Origin of the sequence: Nonomuraea sp. NPDC059194, assembly GCF_042754765.1 — a bacterium.
Lineage (GTDB): Bacteria > Actinomycetota > Actinomycetes > Streptosporangiales > Streptosporangiaceae > Nonomuraea.
The window spans coordinates 266,537-286,028 of record NZ_JBHZBH010000004.1; the positions used below are offsets into that span (position 1 = coordinate 266,537).

The 19,492-nt window shown below is 69.6% G+C and carries 17 protein-coding genes and 1 pseudogene; 17 read left to right on the forward strand and 1 reads right to left on the reverse strand.

The genetic code is table 11. From position 1 onward, the window contains the following. Positions 1 to 10 precede the first annotated feature (10 nt). The 15 genes from ACFXJ8_RS08495 to ACFXJ8_RS08565 all read left to right on the forward strand — a co-directional run bounded on the left by ACFXJ8_RS08495 (position 11) and on the right by ACFXJ8_RS08565 (position 16,370). Positions 11 to 1,252 (forward strand): cryptochrome/photolyase family protein, encoded by a 1,242-nt coding sequence (locus ACFXJ8_RS08495; protein ID WP_379643179.1) that lies wholly within the window; start codon positions 11 to 13, stop codon positions 1,250 to 1,252. A gap of 121 nt (positions 1,253 to 1,373) precedes the next feature. After that, positions 1,374 to 2,333: an alpha/beta hydrolase gene (locus tag ACFXJ8_RS08500; RefSeq protein ID WP_379643180.1), complete on the forward strand. Its 960-nt coding sequence runs from the start codon at positions 1,374 to 1,376 to the stop codon at positions 2,331 to 2,333. Between the two features lie 236 nt (positions 2,334 to 2,569). Then, a complete protein-coding gene (locus tag ACFXJ8_RS08505) occupies positions 2,570 to 3,742 on the forward strand; it encodes a flavin reductase (RefSeq protein ID WP_379643277.1) in 1,173 nt (390 codons plus the stop codon). A 20-nt stretch (positions 3,743 to 3,762) separates the two neighbouring features. After that, positions 3,763 to 5,037, forward strand: a complete 1,275-nt coding sequence (locus tag ACFXJ8_RS08510) for an acyl-CoA dehydrogenase family protein (protein ID WP_379643181.1) — start codon at positions 3,763 to 3,765, stop codon at positions 5,035 to 5,037. After that, complete coding sequence (locus tag ACFXJ8_RS08515; RefSeq protein WP_379643182.1) at positions 5,037 to 6,452, forward strand: aldehyde dehydrogenase family protein; 1,416 nt, start codon at positions 5,037 to 5,039, stop codon at positions 6,450 to 6,452. Before ACFXJ8_RS08510 ends, ACFXJ8_RS08515 begins: the two co-directional genes overlap by 1 nt. Beyond that, positions 6,449 to 7,537: an FAD-dependent oxidoreductase gene (locus ACFXJ8_RS08520; RefSeq protein WP_379643183.1), complete on the forward strand. Its 1,089-nt coding sequence runs from the start codon at positions 6,449 to 6,451 to the stop codon at positions 7,535 to 7,537. Before ACFXJ8_RS08515 ends, ACFXJ8_RS08520 begins: the two co-directional genes overlap by 4 nt. Then, on the forward strand, positions 7,534 to 8,976 hold the full coding sequence (locus ACFXJ8_RS08525; protein ID WP_379643184.1) for an aldehyde dehydrogenase family protein: 1,443 nt from the start codon (positions 7,534 to 7,536) through the stop codon (positions 8,974 to 8,976). Before ACFXJ8_RS08520 ends, ACFXJ8_RS08525 begins: the two co-directional genes overlap by 4 nt. Positions 8,977 to 9,018: 42 nt before the next feature. Further along, positions 9,019 to 10,545: a carbon-nitrogen hydrolase family protein gene (locus ACFXJ8_RS08530; protein WP_379643185.1), complete on the forward strand. Its 1,527-nt coding sequence runs from the start codon at positions 9,019 to 9,021 to the stop codon at positions 10,543 to 10,545. Continuing rightward, positions 10,542 to 11,342: an oxidoreductase gene (locus ACFXJ8_RS08535; protein WP_379643186.1), complete on the forward strand. Its 801-nt coding sequence runs from the start codon at positions 10,542 to 10,544 to the stop codon at positions 11,340 to 11,342. Before ACFXJ8_RS08530 ends, ACFXJ8_RS08535 begins: the two co-directional genes overlap by 4 nt. Then, on the forward strand, positions 11,339 to 12,247 hold the full coding sequence (locus ACFXJ8_RS08540; protein ID WP_379643187.1) for an alpha/beta hydrolase family protein: 909 nt from the start codon (positions 11,339 to 11,341) through the stop codon (positions 12,245 to 12,247). The genes ACFXJ8_RS08535 and ACFXJ8_RS08540 overlap by 4 nt, the downstream gene beginning before the upstream one ends. Further along, a complete protein-coding gene (locus ACFXJ8_RS08545) occupies positions 12,240 to 13,373 on the forward strand; it encodes a Rieske 2Fe-2S domain-containing protein (RefSeq protein ID WP_379643188.1) in 1,134 nt (377 codons plus the stop codon). The genes ACFXJ8_RS08540 and ACFXJ8_RS08545 overlap by 8 nt, the downstream gene beginning before the upstream one ends. Further along, a complete protein-coding gene (locus ACFXJ8_RS08550) occupies positions 13,348 to 14,046 on the forward strand; it encodes a hypothetical protein (protein ID WP_379643189.1) in 699 nt (232 codons plus the stop codon). The genes ACFXJ8_RS08545 and ACFXJ8_RS08550 overlap by 26 nt, the downstream gene beginning before the upstream one ends. Beyond that, complete coding sequence (locus ACFXJ8_RS08555) at positions 14,039 to 14,953, forward strand: hypothetical protein (RefSeq protein WP_379643190.1); 915 nt, start codon at positions 14,039 to 14,041, stop codon at positions 14,951 to 14,953. The genes ACFXJ8_RS08550 and ACFXJ8_RS08555 overlap by 8 nt, the downstream gene beginning before the upstream one ends. Further along, positions 14,938 to 15,633 (forward strand): SDR family oxidoreductase, encoded by a 696-nt coding sequence (locus tag ACFXJ8_RS08560; RefSeq protein ID WP_379643191.1) that lies wholly within the window; start codon positions 14,938 to 14,940, stop codon positions 15,631 to 15,633. Before ACFXJ8_RS08555 ends, ACFXJ8_RS08560 begins: the two co-directional genes overlap by 16 nt. Further along, a complete protein-coding gene (locus ACFXJ8_RS08565) occupies positions 15,630 to 16,370 on the forward strand; it encodes an arylmalonate decarboxylase (protein WP_379643192.1) in 741 nt (246 codons plus the stop codon). The genes ACFXJ8_RS08560 and ACFXJ8_RS08565 overlap by 4 nt, the downstream gene beginning before the upstream one ends. A gap of 2 nt (positions 16,371 to 16,372) precedes the next feature. On the opposite strand, the pseudogene ACFXJ8_RS08570 reads toward ACFXJ8_RS08565, so the two are convergent. Further along, a pseudogene (locus ACFXJ8_RS08570) lies at positions 16,373 to 17,697 on the reverse strand (MFS transporter). A 160-nt stretch (positions 17,698 to 17,857) separates the two neighbouring features. Between ACFXJ8_RS08570 and ACFXJ8_RS08575 the strand changes: the two are divergent. Together ACFXJ8_RS08575 and ACFXJ8_RS08580 are read left to right on the forward strand one after the other, a co-directional pair. Beyond that, on the forward strand, positions 17,858 to 18,466 hold the full coding sequence (locus tag ACFXJ8_RS08575) for a hypothetical protein (RefSeq protein WP_379643193.1): 609 nt from the start codon (positions 17,858 to 17,860) through the stop codon (positions 18,464 to 18,466). Between the two features lie 64 nt (positions 18,467 to 18,530). Beyond that, a complete protein-coding gene (locus ACFXJ8_RS08580) occupies positions 18,531 to 19,412 on the forward strand; it encodes an alpha/beta hydrolase family protein (protein WP_379643194.1) in 882 nt (293 codons plus the stop codon). Positions 19,413 to 19,492 lie beyond the last annotated feature (80 nt).

Below are 19,492 nucleotides of genomic sequence, written 5' to 3' on the forward strand. Positions count from 1 at the left end.
TACCTCGGTGATGGAGACCGTGATCGTACTGTTCAACCGGGACCTGCGCGTCCACGACCACCCCGCGCTGGCCGCCGCGTGCGCCGCGGCCAGGCATGTCGTCCCTCTGTTCGTGCTGGACCCCGCGATACCCGCCGGCTGCCGCACGGGGTTCCTGCTCGACTGCCTGGCGGATCTGCGCGCCTCGCTGCGCGCCCGAGGTGGCGAGCTGTTCGTACGGCACGGCGACACCGTCACCCAGACCATGCGCCTGGCCCGCGACCTCGGCGCTCAAGCGGTCTACACCAGCGCCGACGTGAGCGCGCTGGCCCGCGGCAGGGAGCAGCGACTTTCCGCCGAGCCCATCGACCTGCGTCGTTTCCCGGGCCTCACCGTCGTCCCGCCCGGCCAGTTGCGGCCCGCCGGCAGCGACCACTACAAGGTCTTCACGCCGTACTGGCGAGCCTGGACCCAGACGCCGTGGCGAGATCGGGCACCCGCTCCCGCCACGGTAACCACACCCGGCGTGCTGGAACCCGGCGCCCTTCCCGACGGACCACCGCGGAGCCACCTGCGCGGCGGCGAGACTCTCGCCCGCGCCCGCATGCGCTCGTGGACCCGGCACTGCCTGGACGGCTACGCCGACGGACACGACGACCTGGCCGGCGACCGTACCTCCAGGCTCAGCCCCTACCTGCGCTTCGGCTGCCTGTCGCCCCTGGAACTGGCCGCGCACGGCAACGCGGCGTTCACCAGGCAGCTGTGCTGGCGCGACTTCCACCACCAGGTCACCTACGCCTTCTCCCGCATCGGGCGGGACGACTACCGGCCGCGGAACCTTCACTGGCGCGACGACCCCGACGCTCTCCAGGCCTGGGCCGCGGGCATGACCGGCGTTCCGATCGTGGACGCGGGCATGCGCCAGCTGCTCGCCGAGGGCTGGATGCACAACCGCGCCCGCCTGATCACCGCCGCCTACCTGGTCAAACACCTGCGGATCGACTGGCGGGAAGGCGCACGCCACTTCTTCGAGCACCTTCTCGACGGCGACGTGGCCAACAACTCGGGCAACTGGCAGTGGGTCGCCGGCACCGGCAACGACACCCGCCCCAACCGCGCCTTCAACCCGATCCGCCAGGCCAGGCGCTTCGACCCCGACGGCGACTACGTGCGCAGGTACGTGCCCGAACTCGCCGACGCCCCGCCATCCCTCGTCCATGAGCCGTGGCAGGCCGACCGGCCGGTCCGCGCCTACCCCGCCCCCCTGTTCTGAGCAGACGGTGCCGTGGTTCGCGACCGCCATTGACTCCTGCCTCGTCCTGGTGCACATTGTGCGTTGACCGACTGGTAACGCTGTTTCATTGTGCGAAACAGCAGGGCAACGGAGGCGCCGAATGCGCACCCCCCGCTCCACCTCCGCTCTGATCGCCGCCACCATGGCTGCAGCCGTACTGACCCCTCCTCCCGCACACGCCGCCACCACCAAGATCGAGAACACCGTGGAGGTCCGCTGCGCCTTCCTGACCTACCGGCAGAGCAGTGATTGGTACTTCCCCAGCGGAACCCCCAAGGGTCTGGTCTGGCTCCAGCACGGCTTCAGCCGGGCCAACGATCACCTCAACGACCTGGCCGGCGAATACGCCGCGGCGGGCTTCCTCGTCTTCGCCCCGACCCTGCCCTCGGCCAGCATGTTCGGCTGCACGGTGAACAACATCGGCAACAACACCGACTTCCTGCACAACGTCGCCGACCTGTTCGGCAAGGCCGCCGACTCCCGCGACAAGCTCGGGCGCAGTTTCGCCGACGCCAAGACGAAGGCCGGGCGCCCCGAGCTGAACCTGCCGGAGAAATTCGTGTTCGTCGGACACTCGGCGGGCGGCGAGGCGGTCAGCTACGTGGCGCAGGAACTGCGGAGCGGCTACCCGTCCGCCTGGCCGAAGCTGGCCGGGCTGGTGCTGCTCGACCCGGTGAAGTCGCCGGTAGGCAACAACCTGAGCAGCGCCCTGAACCACCTCGACAACACACAGCTCCCGATCCAGGCCATCTCCTCACCGCCGTACAGCTGCAACAGCAACGCCAGCGGCACCGCGGAGCTGATCGAGCAGATCCACAAACCGTTCGTCGGCGTGCGACTGACCACCGGGGCGCACACCGACGCCGAGGGCGAGAGCGCCGACGGCATCGGCAAGGTGACCTGCGGCACGCCCCAGCCCCAGAACGTCGCCGCCCTCCAGACGCTGGCCACCGGATGGGCCGGCGGGTACGTCTCCGGCTCTCCCGACCCCGGCCTCTACCCTGGCGGCGCCTACTACGAAGGACTGCGCGGCGCCGGCGTCATCCAGACGCTCAGCTGATCCGGCGGTGCCGGGAGGCGGCGCCGCCGCCCGGCACCGTTTCAGCCAGCCGGCCGCCTTGCCTGACGGCGACCCCAAGGGCGAGCGGGTTGCCGGACGGTGGCACGCAAGGCGAAAGTTTCTCTGATGGAAACGTCGTCACGTTGACAGAGAAATGGCAAATTGTTACCTTCAGCGTTACAGCGTTTCCATTGAAGAAACAGTGAGGTGCTGTGGAAACGGACTTCCGGGCGGTCATGGCACAGTGGCCAAGTGGCGTGGTGATCGTGACGACGGGGGACGCAGGACACTGGCACGGCATGACGGCCAGCGCCTTCTCCAGTGTCAGCCTGGACCCTCCCATGGTGCTGGTCTGCCTGGCCCGCGGCACCAGAACCCACCACCTCGTCACGGAACGCGGGAGCTTCGCGGTCAGCATCCTCGGCAAGGACCAGGCCGCGCTCGGCCGCCGGTTCGCCGGGCACGAGCCCGACCGCTTCTCCGGCAACGCCTGGGCGGCAGGACCGACCGGATCACCGGTGCTGATGGACTCCGTCGGGTGGCTCGACTGCCGGGTCGCGCACGCCTACCCGGGCGGCGACCACACGATCTTCGTCGGCGAGGTGCTCGCCGCCGCCACGCCACGGCGGGTGGCGCCGGTGCTGTTCCACTCGCGGACCTGGAGCCAGTTGGCCGACCCGCTGCCCGATCACATCGCCGTGGCGGACACAGGCTTGCTCGCCGTACTCCGTGCTCGGGGATTCGAGGTGACGCGGCTCGCGCGGACACTGCGAGCAGCGGGCATGCGTGTGCGCCTGGCGGACCTGCACGGCGAGGCGCCGCCGCGCGACGAGCTCGATCCGGCCACCGCCTCCGCCCTGATCGCCCGGGCCGACCAGGTCGCGGGCGTGGTCAGAGCCGGGGTCGGTGTCGTGGAGTTCATGGCGGGTTCGCAGGACCGCATCGTGGTGGAGGCACAGAGGTCGGGGCTGGCCACGGTGGCGCATCTCCCTGACGCGTTCGCCGAGCCGGATCGGGTGGTCTCGATGGTCGCGCGGCTCGCGTCGCTCGGCTGTGACGAGATCACCCTTGAGGAAGGCGGCTCGCCCGCCACCCCGGTCGGGGTCCGCCGCCTCCTCCAGGACGCCGCGGCCGCCGCAGACGGGGCGGCCCTCCGTGTCGGGCTGCGGGAACGGCACGGCATCGGCCTGGTGAACGCACTGGTGGCGATGAAGAGCGGTGTTTGGCGGTTCGACACCACCCTGGGCGGTGTGGACGGCGCTCTGCCCGCCGAGGACATCCTGTTCCTGGCCGGCCAGCTCGAGGTCGACAGCTCCGTCGACCGCGCCGCCCTGATCGCCAGCGCCACGGAGCTGGAGAGCTCGTGGGGCTCTGTCCTGCCCGGACGAACCTATCGATTCACATGCTGAACATGCTGAAGGGGACAGGCGTGAACGACAGACTGACGGGTGAACGGCTCGTCGACGACATGAGCGGCGCCGAACGTGCCCGTGCCGAGCGGGTGGAATCGGTACTGCCCGCACTGCGCGCCGCCGCGGCCAAGGCCGACGAGGAGGCTCGTTTCCCCGCCGAGCACGTCACGATGCTGCGGGATGCGGGGCTGCTCGGGCTGGTCGTGCCGGAGGAGTACGGCGGGCTCGGCGGGACACTGCGTGACCTGGCCGCGGCGACCTTCGCCCTGGGCACTGCGTGCCCGTCGACCGCGCTGGCCTACTTCTTCCACAACACCAGCGCCTCGCGGGGGCTGCTTCCTCTGGAGGCGATCGAGGCGGGGCTGTTTTCCGGCGATGAGATTCCGGTGGTGCGTGCTTTCGCCGAGAAGGTGCTGACCAGGATGGCGTCGGGGGCATGGCTGGCCAACTTCGCCTCCGAGTCGGTCAAGAGCTCGAGCGCCAACATCACCATCGCCACCACGGCCCGCCGAAGCGCCGGAGGATGGACGCTGGACGGCGAGAAGTCCTTCGGATGCGCGACAGGGGTCGCCGACTACTACCTGACCACGGCCAAACTCGAGGGCTCGCAGACCGCCGAGGGACTGGTGACCTTCTTCGTGCCACGTGACGCACCGGGTGTCTCCACCCGGGCGCCCTGGGACGGGCTGGGGATGCGGGCCACCGCCAACAACGGCATCAGACTGGACGGAGTGTTCGTTTCCGACGACGAGGGCCTGGCCATCCCGGGGGCGTTCACGCGCATGTTGCAGATGAGCCGGGGCAGCTTCGTCGGCAACCAACTGGCTATCGCCGCCGTCTACGCCGGGTGCGCGCAGAACGTCTACGACGTCGTGATCGAACAGCTCACGCGCAAGACCTTCGCCGACACCGGGCGGCCGATCGCCTCCTCCCCCATGCACCAGCAGCTCATCGGCGACATGACCGCGAACCTGGAGACGGCCTACCTGTGGCTGCGCAGGCAGCTGCTGCTGGAGACCTCCGAACCTCCGCTTCGCCCCAAGGCAGAGGTGTTCCGGCAGTGGCGGCTGGGCAAGGGAGCGGTCACCGAGGCCTGCTACCAGGTGGCGCTCGGAGCCTTCAAAGCGTCCGGAACGTCGGGGGCGATGATGGGCGGAGTCGTCGGGCGGGCGCTGCGGGATCTGGCCATGGGGCTGGTGATGACCTTTCCCGCCGAGCGTGGGCGGCTGGAGGCCGCGCAGATGGTCACGCAGGCCAAGGAGAACGAGCTCTTCGCCACGGCGGAGCGGTGATGAGGCCCGCCGACCTGGTCGGCGGCGAGTGGGCGCCCTGTACCGAGGACCTCGGGTTCGACCTGGAGAACCCGGCCACGGGTGAGTCCTTCGCCAGGGCGCTCGGCTCCTCCGACACGCGAGTGGAGGCGGCGCTCGCGACCGCCGACCGGGTGGCCGCATCATGGGCGGCCACCTCGGCGGAGGAGCGGGCCACGCTGCTGGAGAGGGTCTCCGCCGAGCTGGTCCAGCCCATCGAACCGGGAAAGACAACGACGCGGGTGGAGCGGATCGCCGCGTTGGAGGCATTCGCGACAGGCGTGCCGATCAGACAGACCACCTCGCTCTCGGCGATCGTCCACGGCGCCTTCGCCCTGGCCGCCGCCCAGGTGCGAGCGGGCCTGCTGGCCTCCACTCGGGACGGCGTCGAGGTGCGCCGGAGGCCGTGGGGCCCCGCGCTCTGCCTGGTGCCGTGGAACGCGCCCGCGCCGATGGCCGCCCACAAGGCCGCCAGCGCGCTGGCGGCGGGCTGCCCGGTGATCCTCAAGGTGAGCGAGTACGCGCCCTACGGGACCCAGGCGCTCGCCGAGGTGCTGGATGAGGTGCTACCGCCAGGCGTTTTCCAGCTGGTCCATGGCGGGGCACGCACCGGCGCGCAGTTGGCAGAGGATGCGCGGATCAGGGCGGTCTCCTTCACCGGTGGCCTCGCGGGCGGCCGATCGGTGGCCGTCCTCTCCGCAACCCACCTGCGGCCGGCACAGCTGGAGCTGGGTGGGAACAACCCGCTCGTGGTCATGCCCGACGCCGACGTCACTGCCGCCGCCGACGCCGCAGCCGAGTTGCTGACCGCCCTCAACGGTCAGTGGTGCAGGGCGCTCGGCAGGCTCATCGTGCCCCGCACCCTCCTCGGTGACATCGTGGAGGCGACAGGACGCAGGCTCGCCGCGCTCCGCGTGGGCGACCCGCTCGTCGAGGAGACAGAGTACGGTCCGCTCGTCCACTCGGCTCACCTGAGCCGCGTCCTGACGGCTATCACCGAGGCCGGCGGCCAGGCGGCCCCATATGGCCACGTTCCAGACAAGGGAAGCTTCCTGGCTCCCACACTGATCAACGGGACCGATCTTGCCGACGAAATCTTCGGGCCCGTCGCCGCCGTCGTGCCGTACGACACGGTCGAGGAGGCCGTCGCGCTGGCCAATGCCACGCAGTACGGACTGGAGGGATATGTGGTCGGCGGTGACGAGGAGCGTGCGCTCGCGGTCGCTCGTCAGGTGCGGGCGGGCGAGGTCAAGGTCAACGGTTCCAGCGTGATGAGCCTGCACCTGTTCACTCCGCGTCCGGCCTGGGGCCTGTCAGGTCTGGGCGAGGAGGGAACGGCTGAGACCATCCTGTTCTTCACCGGGGCCAGGGTGGTCGGCGTCGAGGGCAGAGCATGACCAGGGTGATCGTGGCCGGAGCGGGGCCCGTGGGGCTGACCGCCGCGCTGACGCTGGCGCGGGGCGGTGTGCCGGTCACCGTGCTGGAGGCGGGAGCAGGACTGTCCGCCGACTCGCGGGCCTCCACCTTTCACCCGCCGACGCTGGAGATGCTCGCCACGCTCGGAGTCGCGGACGAGCTCATGGAGCGGGGCCTGCTCGCCAGGACCTTCCAGTACCGCGATCGCCGTGGCGGCCCGATCGCCACGCTTGATCTGGGCGTGCTCGCGGGCGACACGCCGTACCCCTTTCGCGTGCAGTGTGAGCAGAGCAAGCTCACCCCGATCCTGCTGGAGCACGTGCGACGGCACGGGGGTAAGGTCCTTTTCGGCCAGGAGGTACGCGAGGTCGAGGATCGCGTGGTGACGACCGCCGCCGGCACTCGCTTCACGGGTGACTGGCTGATCGCGGCCGACGGCGCCCATTCGGCGGTACGGCAGGCGCTCGGCATTCCCTTCGAGGGCATGACCTATCCGGAGAGCTTTCTCGTGGCGTCGGTCGACGAAGACCTGGAAGCGCTGCTGCCCGGCATCGCCCCGATCAACTACGTCTTCGATCCCGAGGAGTGGCTGGTGTTGCTGCGCACCCCCGACCACTGGCGGGTACTGCTGCCTGCGGGCCCGGGTGAGCTGCAGGACCGGTTGCGCGCCGTCGCCGATCCTGGGCGGGACTGGAAGGTACGGCACACCACGCTCTACCGGGTACATCAGCGGGTGGCGGCGCGCTTCCTGCATGACCGGGTGCTGCTGGCGGGGGACGCGGCACATGTGAACAATCCGCTCGGCGGGCTCGGCATGAACAGCGGCATCCACGACGCCGTCCTGATGGCCGGTGCGCTGCTGGGCGAGGCCTCGCTCGCGGAAGTGGCCGAGAAGCGGAGGGAGGTGGCGCTGGGGCACGTACAAATGATCAGTCATGGCAACTGGGAGAGGATGCGTTCCCCCGACCGCCACGACGAGCTGCGGGCGCTGGCGGCTGACGGGGAGGCGGCCCGGGCGTACCTGCTGCGCGCCTGCCTGATCTCCTCGCTCAGGGAGCCGGGATGATCAACCGAGAGAACCCGGCGCGGATCACGGAGGTGGTGGGCAGCGTCCCCGTGACCGACCCTGATGCCGCCGTCCGTCGAGCCGAGGTCGCCGGCCGAGACTGGTCGGCGCTGGCCTTGACCGAGCGGATCGCCGCCCTTCGCCAGAGCGCCCACACGGTGGGAACGCGGGTCGAGGAACTGGCCGTCCTGTTGGCCAGGGAGTCGGGCAAGCCCCTTGCCGACTGCCGGGGCGAGATCATGTTCGCGCTGGCCTACCTGCGGTGGGTCTGCGACCACGCTCCCCGGCTGCTCGACGACAGCAGGTTCGACGACAGCGCCGGGAGGCTGGTCATCCGGCGCAGGCCGTACGGCGTCGTGGTCTGTCTGACACCCTGGAACGCACCGATCATCCTGGCGATGCTCAAACTCGCCCCCGCCCTGGTGGCGGGCAACACCTGCGTGCTCAAGCCCTCGCCCCTCGCCCCGCTGGCGGTGAGCGAGGTGGCCGCCACGCTGCCCTGTGTCGAGGTCGTTCACGGCGGTGCGACCGCGGGGCAGGCGCTCGTCAGCCATCCCCTGGTCCGCAAGGTGGCCTTCACCGGCGGCGACTCGGCAGGCAGGCAGATCGCGGCGGCCGCTGGGGCGATGCTCACGCCCACGGTCATGGAGTTGGGCGGCAACGATCCCGCTCTGCTGCTGCCCGACTTCTCCCTGACGGAAAGCGACTACGAGCGCCTGGTCATGGCGTCGTTCGCCACCAGCGGCCAGGTGTGCATGGCCGCCAAACGCCTGTATGTCCCGCGTAGCAGGGCCGACGAGTTCATCGCGGCCTACGTCCGAGCGGCCGAGAGGGTCCTCCTCGTCGGCGACCCCTTGACCCCCGGCGTGACCATGGGACCCGTCATCTCCGCAGCATCCGTCGACCGGATGAGAGCGCTCATCCCTGATACGGCGGTGCCGCTCGGCCGGTCCACCGGGGACCTCGGCACCGGACACTTCGTGACCCCCGTCCTTGCGACGGACCTGCCGGATGACGCGCCGCTGGTGGCCGAGGAGCAGTTCGGCCCCGCCGTGCCGCTGCTCCTGTACGACACGGAGGACGAGGCGGTCACCAGAGCCAACGACAGCGAACTCGGGCTGGCGGCCTCCGTCTGGTCGGCCGACGAGGAGCGCGCCTTCGCCGTGGCCGACCGGCTCGAAGCGGGGTTCGTCTTCGTCAACACCCACAACCGCACCGGCATGTCGCTGCGCGCCCCCTTCGGCGGGGTCAAACGGAGCGGCTACGGCCGTGAATACGGCGAGGAGGGCCTGCTGGAGTACGTCCAGAGCACCGTGGTGCACGCCCCGGCCGCCTTCCGGCCCGGCGGCGCCGGCATGGCGGCCAACGCCTACCCGGCTGACTTGCCGGCGACCGAGCCGACCCCTCTGGACATTGCCCAGGGTTTCGCGAGATTCTGACTATTGGAAACGGCGTTTCTCTATACGTAACAGGAGGTCTGCGTGGTACGCGTCGCCGCTGTGCAGTACGAGGTGGGTACAGATGTCGCCGCCAACCTCGCCACCAGCCTGCGCATGATCGACTCAGCCGCCGCGGAGGGCGCCGCGCTGATCGTGCTGCCCGAGTTCTGCAACCACCTGTCCTGGTACGAGAGCCCCGAACGGGCCCACAGGCTGGCCTGCCGCCACGGCGACCCCTTCCTGACCGCGATCGCCGCGCGAGCCGCCACGCATGGCGTCCACGTCAAGATCGGAATCACCCTCGCCCGCACCAGCGACCGCACCACGGGCACCTCTCTCCTCTACGGCCCCACCGGCGAGCTGCTCGGCGAGGCCGACAAGCAGGTGCTGATGGGCGCGGAGAACGATCACCTCTCCCCCGGCACCGCTGTCGGCCCGATCATCGCGACTCCGGTGGGCCGCCTCGGCATGTACGCGTGCATGGAGGGCGTGATCTGCGAGGTCACGCGCGGGCTTGCGCTGCGCGGGGCGCAGGTGCTGCTCAACAGCCTCAACTCCTTCGCCACCGACGAAGCCGGCCTGCACATCCCGGTCCGCGCCGCGGAGAACAAGGTCTGGGTCGTCGCCGCCAACAAGGTCGGGCCGCTCATCCCCACCGACCAGCAGGCCTCGGTCAGCAAGAGGCTCGGCGTGCCGCCCGAGTGGCTGCACGGAGCCGGTGAGAGCCAGATCGTCGCCCCCGACGGCAGCGTGGTCGCCCGCGCTCCCCGCACCGGCGAGGCGGTTGTGGTGGCTGACATCGACCCCGCGGCTGCTGATGCCGAGCGGGCCCGGCACCTCGCCACCCGTCGCCCCTCCCGCTACGGCCCCATCGCCGCGCCTTCTCTCGGCCGCGCGGCACCCGCCGGTGCGCCGACCCTTCCGGTCGCGGTGGTACGGGGCGCCGCTCCGCTGGTACGGCAGGCCGCTGCGGAAGGCGCCCTGCTCATCGTGCTTCCCGAAGATTGCCCGGTCACCGTGGAGGAGGCCGCCGAAGCCGTACGGGAATCAGCGGCCCACGTCGTGACCGGCAACGGAACCCTCGTCGGGCGTGACGGACGGATAGCAGCCGCAGAGATCTACCGCCTGCCGTGGGGGCGGCTGAAGGTCATCGTAGGTGAGGCGGCGCGGCACCCCGAGGAGTTCAGGCTGGCCGCGCTGGCCGACGCCGATGTGGTGGCCGTGCCGTTCACCCCGCGCGAACCATGGGAACTGCGCCTCGGCCTGCTGGAGCGGGCGGCGGAGAACCGGCTGAACATCGTCGCCGCCGGGCAGGATGGCCCGGACGGGCTGGCGGGGGCGATCCTCGACCTCTCGCCCGACTTCACTCTGTGGACCGCATGGCAGGGACCGTTCACCGGGCAGATCAGTCACCCCGTCGTCACCCACGTCAAGAACACCGACCTGCTCGTGCAGGGCACCCTCTCCCCCGCCCAGAGCGTCAACCGGCTCGTCTCCCGCAACACCGATCTGGTGGGCGGACGACCGTGGCGGCTGGCGGAAGCACTCCTGGAAGGACCCCGTCAGTGAAGGAAACGCTGCAGCACGTGGAGCAGATGCTCGACGAGTCGCCGGTGATCGACGTCACCGAGACGTTCGAGCGGATGAAAGGCATCCTCACCGAGCTGAAGGCAAAGATCGACGCCAGGTTCGAGCTCACCCGCGATCCCGCCTCGCCCGGCGACTACGGTACGCATCCCCAGGGCCCAGGCGGACGGCTGGACGCCTACGCGGGGCCGGAGGTCGACTGGATGGTCCACTCCTGGCTCGGCAACCCCACCGCGAGCTTCGCCAACCTGCACCTGACCGTATGGCTCGGGCCGCACATCCGGGTGCCGCATCTGGGCATCGCGCTGCTGGTATGGCCGGAGGGGTGGTTCTACCAGGACTACATGCCCCGGACGAGCCTCCCCCGGGACGGCGACTACTTCGACAGCTACTACACCCCACTCGAAGCCGATTGGCTGTCGTTCAGAGAGAAGAACGCGGACTTCGTGTGGTTCACCAGCCGCACCTCCTTCATCCGCGCCAGCCTGTCGCCCAACGCCTTCTGCTACTCCTTCCCCCGCGCCCAGCAGCACCTCGACACCGTGCGCGACGTGCTGCACGACCGCGTCGATCGCTGGCTGGAGTGGGTGGACGAGGCTGAGCCGGTACCCGCGGACGAGCAGCCGCTCCTGGCGGAGGCCGATCTCGCCATGCGACGCAACATCGCCGAACGCGACCCCGCCAACGTGATGGGCGTGCGCTACTTCGGCTCGGAGCAGACCGAGCGCCTGGTCAGAGGGCTTTGGGGCGGCGACCGCACACTGCCGAGACCGTCATGATCCGTTCCCTCTGGTGGGCGGCCAAGACCGATGGCGAGCCGCCCTTCGACACCGCCCATCTGAAGATCTACTACCCGGCCGCGGCAGAGGGTGACCGGATGACGGGCCGCTTCGCTCCCGAAGGCGGCCCCTACCCGGTGGTGCTGTTCGTCTCGGGGATCAACGTCGGCCAGGACGCCTACCGCTGGCTGGCCGTCGAGATCGCCGCGGCCGGCTTCGTCTGCGTGACGTTCGACCGGGTGGGTGAGCTGTTCGGCGGCGAGTACGGGCTCACACCCGGCGTGGACCTCGACGCGGCCCGGCCAGGTGCGTACGGCTCGCGCCCGACGTGCCCGGCCATCGGCCGGATCCTGGCCTCGCTGCAGGAGATCGACCTGCTCAAGGGCGCCATCGACCTGGACAGGGTGGCGCTCGGCGGCCACTCGGCCGGCGGCTCGGTCGTCCTCCAGTCCGCCGGCCACTTCCCCAACGTCAAGGCGGTCTTCGCCTACGGCGCGCACACCATGGTGGCGACCATGCTCGGCTGGCCGGCGGGAACGGTCGTCCCAGCGCGCGTCGACTGCCCTGTCCTGTTGTCCGTCGGCACCCGCGACGGCGTGATCATGGGCAGCTCCGACCGCTACGGCCAGGAGAAACACGTCAACGACCCGGTCACCCGCACCTTCGAAGAGGCTCTCGGCAAGGGCGAGCACCTGCTGGCCGTCTTCGACGGCGCCAATCACTTCGCCGTCGCCGACCCGGTCGACCACACAGCGGCCCGCGCCTTCCTGGACCTGCCGGCCACCTCACACCCGCGTCCGGAGCTGGCCCGGCTGGTCACCTCGTTCCTGCGCACCCACCTGCACGGTGATGCGGAGGCGCGAGCCGTACTGGACGGCATGGATCTCAGGAGGAGCGATGCTTAAGAACTTCTGGTACGCCGTCGAGTTCAGCCACGCCGTACAACGGCAGCCACGCAAGATCACCTGTCTCGGCCAGGACTTCGTGGTGTGGCGGCGGCGCAACGGCGAGGTGGCCGTGCTGTCGGACCTGTGCGTGCACAGGGGCGGTGCGCTGTCGATGGGCAAGCTGGTCGGCGACGACCGGATCGCCTGCCCCTACCACGGCTGGGAGTACGAGCCGGACGGCACCTGCGTCAAGATCCCCGCCAACCCCGTCGATCGCGGCATACCCAAGAAGGCGCGGGTGGACGCCTATCCGGTCATCGAGCGGTACGGCATGGTGTGGGCGTTCCTCGGCGATCTGCCCGAGGAGCAGCGGCCGCCGATCCCGCACATCCCCGAGCACGACGATCCTTCCTACCGGGCGGTCTACTTCGAGACGACGATCGAGGCGAACTACGAGCGCACGATGGAGAACGTCGTGGACGCGGCCCACGCGCCGTTCGTGCACGGCACCGCCTTCGGCAACCCGGACAAGCCCCAGATTCCCGACTTCGAGCTCAGCCAGGATGAGTGGCGGTGCGAAGCCGACATCCTGATGAGCCCGCCACCGGCGAAGGGCCGGTGGAAGCGGCTCTACAAGGACAAGCCCGAGCAGGTCGTCGTGACCAACGGCTGGTACCTCCCGAACGTCGTCAAGCTGCACGTGCGCCTGCCCTTCGGCGACATGCTGCTGTACGACTTCAACATCCCGCTGACACAGGACCGCACGCTCATCAAGATCATCGGCTACCGCAACTTCCTCACCAGCAAGTGGGCCGACAAGAACGCCGTCCAGCGGATCAGCAAGATCTTGGAGCAGGACCGGGTCGTGGTGGAGGCGCAACGGCCGGAGTTGCTGCCCTTCGACCTGTCAGCCGAGCTGCACATCCGTAGTGACGCCCTGCAGGTCGCCTACCGGCGGCGCCGCCGAGAACTCATCGAGCGGGGCTGGTGGGTCGGCGACGATGACGTCGTGACCGGTGACGTCCCCCGCCGTCGGGCCACCGTGATCCCTTCGCCCGCCCGGCGCGACAACCCGGAACTGGCCCGCGCGTGGGTCCACAAGACCAGAGGAGGCGGCGATGAGCCTGCCGGCGACACTGAGTGACCGCACCCTCGACCGGCTCACCGCGGCCCTGGCACTTGACGTCGCCGAGGATGTACCGCTCGTCTCGACGATGTCCCCCACACCTGTCGGCCGCCTCCGCGTCCTGCGCCCCGGCAGCACGCAGGTGGCCAAAGTGGTGACGGTCAGCCTGGTGGTGCCGGCGATCGGGCTGGACAGTCACATGATCTTCGCTTTCACGCGGCCAGGATCGGCGATCCCGCACTTCACGCTGGACTCGGTGGCGTCGGCCGGCTACCACGCGATGCACCTGGACCTTGTCCCGCGCGTGGAACTGGCCACCCACCTGGCCTACCTGGACGCCTGCTTCCTGCCGCTGACCGAGCCGCTGGAGCGCGCGTGGCAGATCGACGGCCTTTCACCCGCGGCCGTCGGACCCCGTCAGCGGGCGATGATGTCGCCCTGGATGCTGGTCTGCCGCGCCACCGATGAAGCCTTCGCCAAGCTGGGCCCCACGGTGGAGACCTACCTGGAGCACTGGTTGACCCTCGTCATCCGGGGCGTCCCACCGACGACCGGCGATCTGGCCGCGCGCGACCAGGCCAACAGGGCGAATCTGTTCAGCCCCGACGTGGACCCCGTCTGGCACCAGGTGACCAAGCTCCTGGGCGAGGAGCAGGCAGAGCGCGTCAGAAAGGAACTGGTCGATGAGTGAGCCAAGCGCGTGGCAACGCCGTATCCAGGGCGAGTGGCACGGCAAGCCCTCCCTGTTCGACGCTTCGGGCACCTGGGTGGGCTACGAGCAGGTCAGCCGTTCCTCGGTCTTCGAAGACGGCGTGACCACCTATTACATGGACGGCGGCCTCGAGGCCGGCGGCCCCCTGGCGGGTCGCTTCAGGCTCGGCGCGCCGTTCGAGTTCGGCGTGGACGACTCCGACGTCAACCGCGTCTACACCGGGCCCGACTTCTACGGCACGGGCCAGCCGTACGGCGGATTCGTGGACGCCCATTACTACAGCCCCGGCTGGCAGGTGGACCTCAACACCTGGAACCAGACGATCGATGACATGCAGGTCTACTCGTCGCTGATGTATCAGGGACCGTCGATCGTGGCCTGCTTCAACGGCCTGTACACCCGTGACCCGGCCAAGGTCGAACGCTGGACAGCCGACGAGAGCGCCAACGGCCCCGCGTCGTACATCCTGCCCACCAAGAACGCGGGAGCCTACAGCGGCACGTGCGAGCTGTACGGCGCCGACCAGAAGCCGGGCGGCACCGTGAACGTCACGGTCGAACTCGATCCCATCAACCTGCTCCGAACCCGCCACCATGTCACCTGGGCGGGTGCGCTCGATCGCCGCTACACCGTCGAAGTCCGCAGGGACGGCTTCCGCTCCTTCTACGAGGGCCCGGACGCCTGGGGCAACGCGCAGGCGTACGGCAGAGCGAGCTATCCCAGCCTGCACTTCACGGACGTGTGGAAGCTCAAGGGCCGGGAGTTCATGGTGGACGCCACGCAAGGGATGGGTGCGGGTAAGACCCTCGCGGTCGCCTACGAACTGTTCGAGGGCGGCGCGCCGGCGGCGGTGGTTCACGGGGTGCTGACGTGGTCATCGTCGTGACGGGCGGCACCCGCGGCATCGGCCGCGGGCTCGCCGAACACTTCACCGGGCAAGGCCACCAGGTCGTGGTCTGCGGGTCCAAGGACGGTGACGTGAGCGATCGCCGGCAGGTCCAGGCCGTGTGGGACGCGGCGGTGCGGCGCCACGGCCGTGTGGACATGTGGATCAACAACGCCGGGATCACCCAGTCCCGCCTGCCGCTGTGGGAGCTTTCTGCCGACGAGGCCGAGAGGGTCGTCGACGTCAACCTCCTGGGCGTGATCAACGGCTGCTCGGTCGCGCTCAGCGGTATGACGGTGCAGGGGCACGGCCATGTGTGGAACATGGAGGGGCTCGGCAGCGACGGGCGCGCGGTAGCGGGACTCGCCGTGTACGGCGCGACCAAACGAGCGCTGACATATCTCACCAGGGCGCTGGCCAAGGAGGTGCCCAAGGGCGTTTCCGTCGGGCTGCTCAGCCCTGGCATGGTCATCACCGACCTGCTGCTGAGCGACCTGACCCCGCGAACCAGGAAGGTGTACGACATCCTGGCCGACCGGGTGGAGACCGTGACCCCCTGGCTGGCCGAGCAGGCGATCGCGAAAGCGGCCAACGGCGCGCATGTCAGGTGGCTGACGACAAGCAAGGTCATCGCCCGGTTCGCCACGGCCCCCTTCACCAAGCGAAAGGTGGTTCCATGACCGACGCGCTCGGGTGGCGCCGGAAGTTCGGCGTGATCGCCCCTTCCACCAACACGATCGTCGAGCCTGATTTCTACCGCATGACCGTCCCTGGAGTGACGGCGCACTTCAGCCGCATCCATATCCGCGACGGCAACATGGCGGGGAACGTCGGCATGGAACGCCTCCTCGACCAGATCCGCGAGGAGATCGGCGCCGCGTGCGAGCGGGTCATGACGTGCGAGCCGGACTACATGGTGATGGGCATGTCCGCCGAGACGTTCTGGGGCGGCGTCGAGGGCAACCGCCAGTTCGTCAAGCAGATCCACGACCTCACCGGCCTCCAGGTCGCCACCGGCGCCGAGGCCTGCGAGCAGGCGCTGACGCTGTACGGGGCGCGCCGCATCGGCGTCGTCACCCCCTATCAGCCTGTCGGTGACGAGAACGTGGTCAGGTTCTTCTCCGAGATCGGCTTCGAGGTGACCGCCATCAAGGGGCTGACGTGCCCGACAGCGGTCTCGATCGCGCACGTCACAGAGGGCGCGCTCCGAGAGGCCTTGGTGGAGGTCGCGCCAGGCGTGGACGCGATCGTCCAGTGCGGCACCAACCTGTCCATGGTGGGGCTGGCCGACGAGGCGGAGCGCTGGCTCGGCCTGCCGGTCATCGCCATCAACGCCGCCACCTGGTGGATGGCGCTGCGCGCCAACGGCATCCATGACCAGGTGTACGGCGCGGGCAGCCTGCTAAGAGAGCACTGACATCATTGAAGGCCTGACAGCGCGGCCCGCCTGTCTCCTTCCAGGCTTGACCGCCCCCTCAGCGTCAGCAGCGCGCCGAGCACCAATGGAACGGCGAGCAGGGCATAGGCCACCCGTAGCGAGCCGGTCGCCTCAGAGGCGGCTCCCACGAGCAGCGGGCCGAAGGCGCCTGCCAACGAGACGATGAACTGCAGGAGGGCGAAGCCCAACCCCCTGCGCGCCGCCGGCACCACATCGGCCGTGGCGGCGGTGAGGGCGGGAATGGCCAGCATGATGCCGGCGTTCGCCACCGCCAGGCAGGCGAGCTGGACGGGCAGCACGAGCACGCTCACGGAACAGGCCAGGCTCACCGCGCCGACCAGCAGGCCGGCGGCGCCCAGCAGCACGCGCCTGTGGGACCACTTGTCTCCCAGACGGGCGCCGGCCAGCGCGCCGACGATCATGCCGGCCAGCCCGACTCCACCAGCCATGGCGGAGGCGGTGCCACTGGGCAGGCCGAAGTTGCGCGCGTAGAAGGTGGGCAGCCAGAACATCAGGCCGCCGAGGCCGAAGAAGAGTGTGCTCAGACCGATGACGATGGCGCGCAGCGTCCTGATGGAAAGCAGGTCACGCATCGCCCGCAGGGTGGAGCCACGCGGCGCCAGGCTCTGCTGTGCGGGTCGCTGCCCCGTGCGGAGCAGCTCGATGCGGTCACCGGTGCCCCTCGCCGGTTCGCGCAGGGTGAGGCAGAGCAGGGCGATGACCAGACCGGGAACGGCGATGAGGAAGAACATCGTGCGCCAGCCGTACAGACCGGTCAGGGCCCGCCCGCGATGACGCCGACGGCCGGACCGGCGAAGTAGCCGAACCTTTCCATCGCGTAGGCCCGTGCCCTGCTGCTGCCAGGGAAGTAGTCGGCGAGCAGGCTGGAGCCCGCCGGGTTGTAGAGCAGCCCGGCGCCGCCGAGCAGGACTCTGACGATGAACAGCAGCGCGTAGGAAGTGACCAGGCCGCTGCCGAGTGTCAGCAGCGACCAGACGGCCACGACGGTGGCCACGATCCACGTTCTCCGGCCTCTGTCGGCCAGGCGTCCCGCGGGGATGAGCAGGATGATCCCGGCCAGGGCCGCGGCGGAGGCGATGGCGCCGCCTGCGGTGTCGCCGAAGCCGAGCTCCTTCTGGATGACGGGAAGCGCCCCCGCCATGAGATTGAACTCCACCCGGTCCACGAAGGCGACCAGGGCGATGCAGATCGCGGGCCACCAGCCGAAGGGAGCGGCGGAGTCGAGCCGTACCCGCAAGGTTGATCGTCCCGCCATCTGGATGTCGACGTACTCGTCAGCGCTCATGTGCTCTCCTCGGCTACTGCGACGGGACCGACCGCGAGGCGAGCAACCGGCTCCCGTCGGGCGGATCCGCGCTCATGCGGCACATCGTTATGGAAACGCCGTTTCCCGTCAACGGGTTGCCCTCTAGTTTGGAAACAACGTTTCCAGCACTGGGGGCTTGATGGACTATCCGCTCGCTCTGGCGCTCGTCGATTTCCTACCGGTCCTCGCAATGGCGGCAGGCATCACCCTGCTCGTGCCGTACCTCACCAGAACCGCCGGGCCGGCCGTCGGGCGCGTCGCGGGTGCGGGCGGCGCGATCGTCGTACTCGGCGGCGGCCTGAAGGCGACGTGGAAGCTGCTGGTGGCGGCCGGTGGCCCCGACATCGTCGTCCTGGCCAAGGTCCAGTTCTTCCTGTTCGCGCCCGGCTTCGCACTCCTGGCGTGGGCGGTGCTGAGCGCCACGGCACCGCTGTGGGCGTTCGTCTCGTTCGCCATCGCTGGACTCGTCGCCGCCGTCGCGATCGGGGCCACCTGGCCGCTGCTGTTGATCTCGACTGTCTGCGCGACGCTCCTGTCCATCCGGCTACTCCTGCTTTCGCGCCATCCAGCCGAGCGATTCCTGTTCGGGTTCAACCTCCTGGGCACCTACGCGATGGGGATGCTGGCCGCTCGTCCCGATCAGACGATCGCGGTGCAGTGGGTGGAGGAGTCGCTCAACACGCTCGTCTGGGCCGCGTTCGCCGTGGCGGTCTGGCGGCTGGCGAAGGAGCGCGAGCGGATTCGTTGATCAGGCAGGGACCACTTTCACCGTTTCCGAAAGGAGAAAGATCATCCTTACCATGATGAGGCGCATGTGCGCCGTCGCCTTCGCCGCGATCGCCGTGCTGTCAGCGACGCCCGCGCACGCGTCGACACCCAACTGGGTGAGCCAGTACGAAACCCAGATCGGCGCCGATCCGGCGACCGTCTACTTCCCTCCCGGCCATGGCCCCCTCCCGGTCGCGCTGCTGCTTCAGGGCGGAAACGTGCCGAAGGAGAGCTACAGCCGTTTCGCCAGGACCGTCGCCGGGTTCGGCTTCGCCGTCGCGGTGCCCGACCACCGGCGGGCCGTCGGGCCGGTGGCCGGGCTCTTCCCGGAGAGCCTGCAGATCAACGCCGCAGCACAATGGGCGGCCGAGGAGAACGGCCGCGCCGATTCACCGCTCGCGGGACGGGTGGACCATGGCCGCCTCGTGCTGCTCGGCCACTCCTTCGGCGCCGCGGCCGGCCTGTTCTCGATCGGCAACACCTGCACCCCGCCGTTCTGCTTCGGACCCGTCTACCAACGGCCGGCAACCCTGCGCGCGGCCGCCTTCTACGGCGCGAGCACGGGTGCGCCCATCGCCAACGGCGGCGTGCCCGTGGCCCTCGTGCAAGGTGACGCGGACGGCTCGAACGTTCCGGCGGCCGCACGCGCCACCTACGATGGGCTCGCCTCTCCGCCGAAGGCCTACGTGACCATCCATGGCGCCAACCATTACGGCCTGACCGACACCCAGAACCCGCCGGGCGCCCGCCCGGACCCGTCGCAGCAGACCATCTCCCAGGATGACAGCATCGATACCGCCGCCAAATGGAGCGCCCTGTTCCTGCGTGCCTCGTTGGGCGACAAGCTGGCCGAGGCCTACGTCTACGGCTTCGGCGACTCCGCCGATCACCGGGTCACCGTCGTCCACGAGAGAGGCGGGGCATGACGGTCGGACTGTAGAACGAGCCACCACGGGGACCACCGGCTCGGAGCCGCCGGCTTGCCCCTGCTGACCCAGATCGCCGC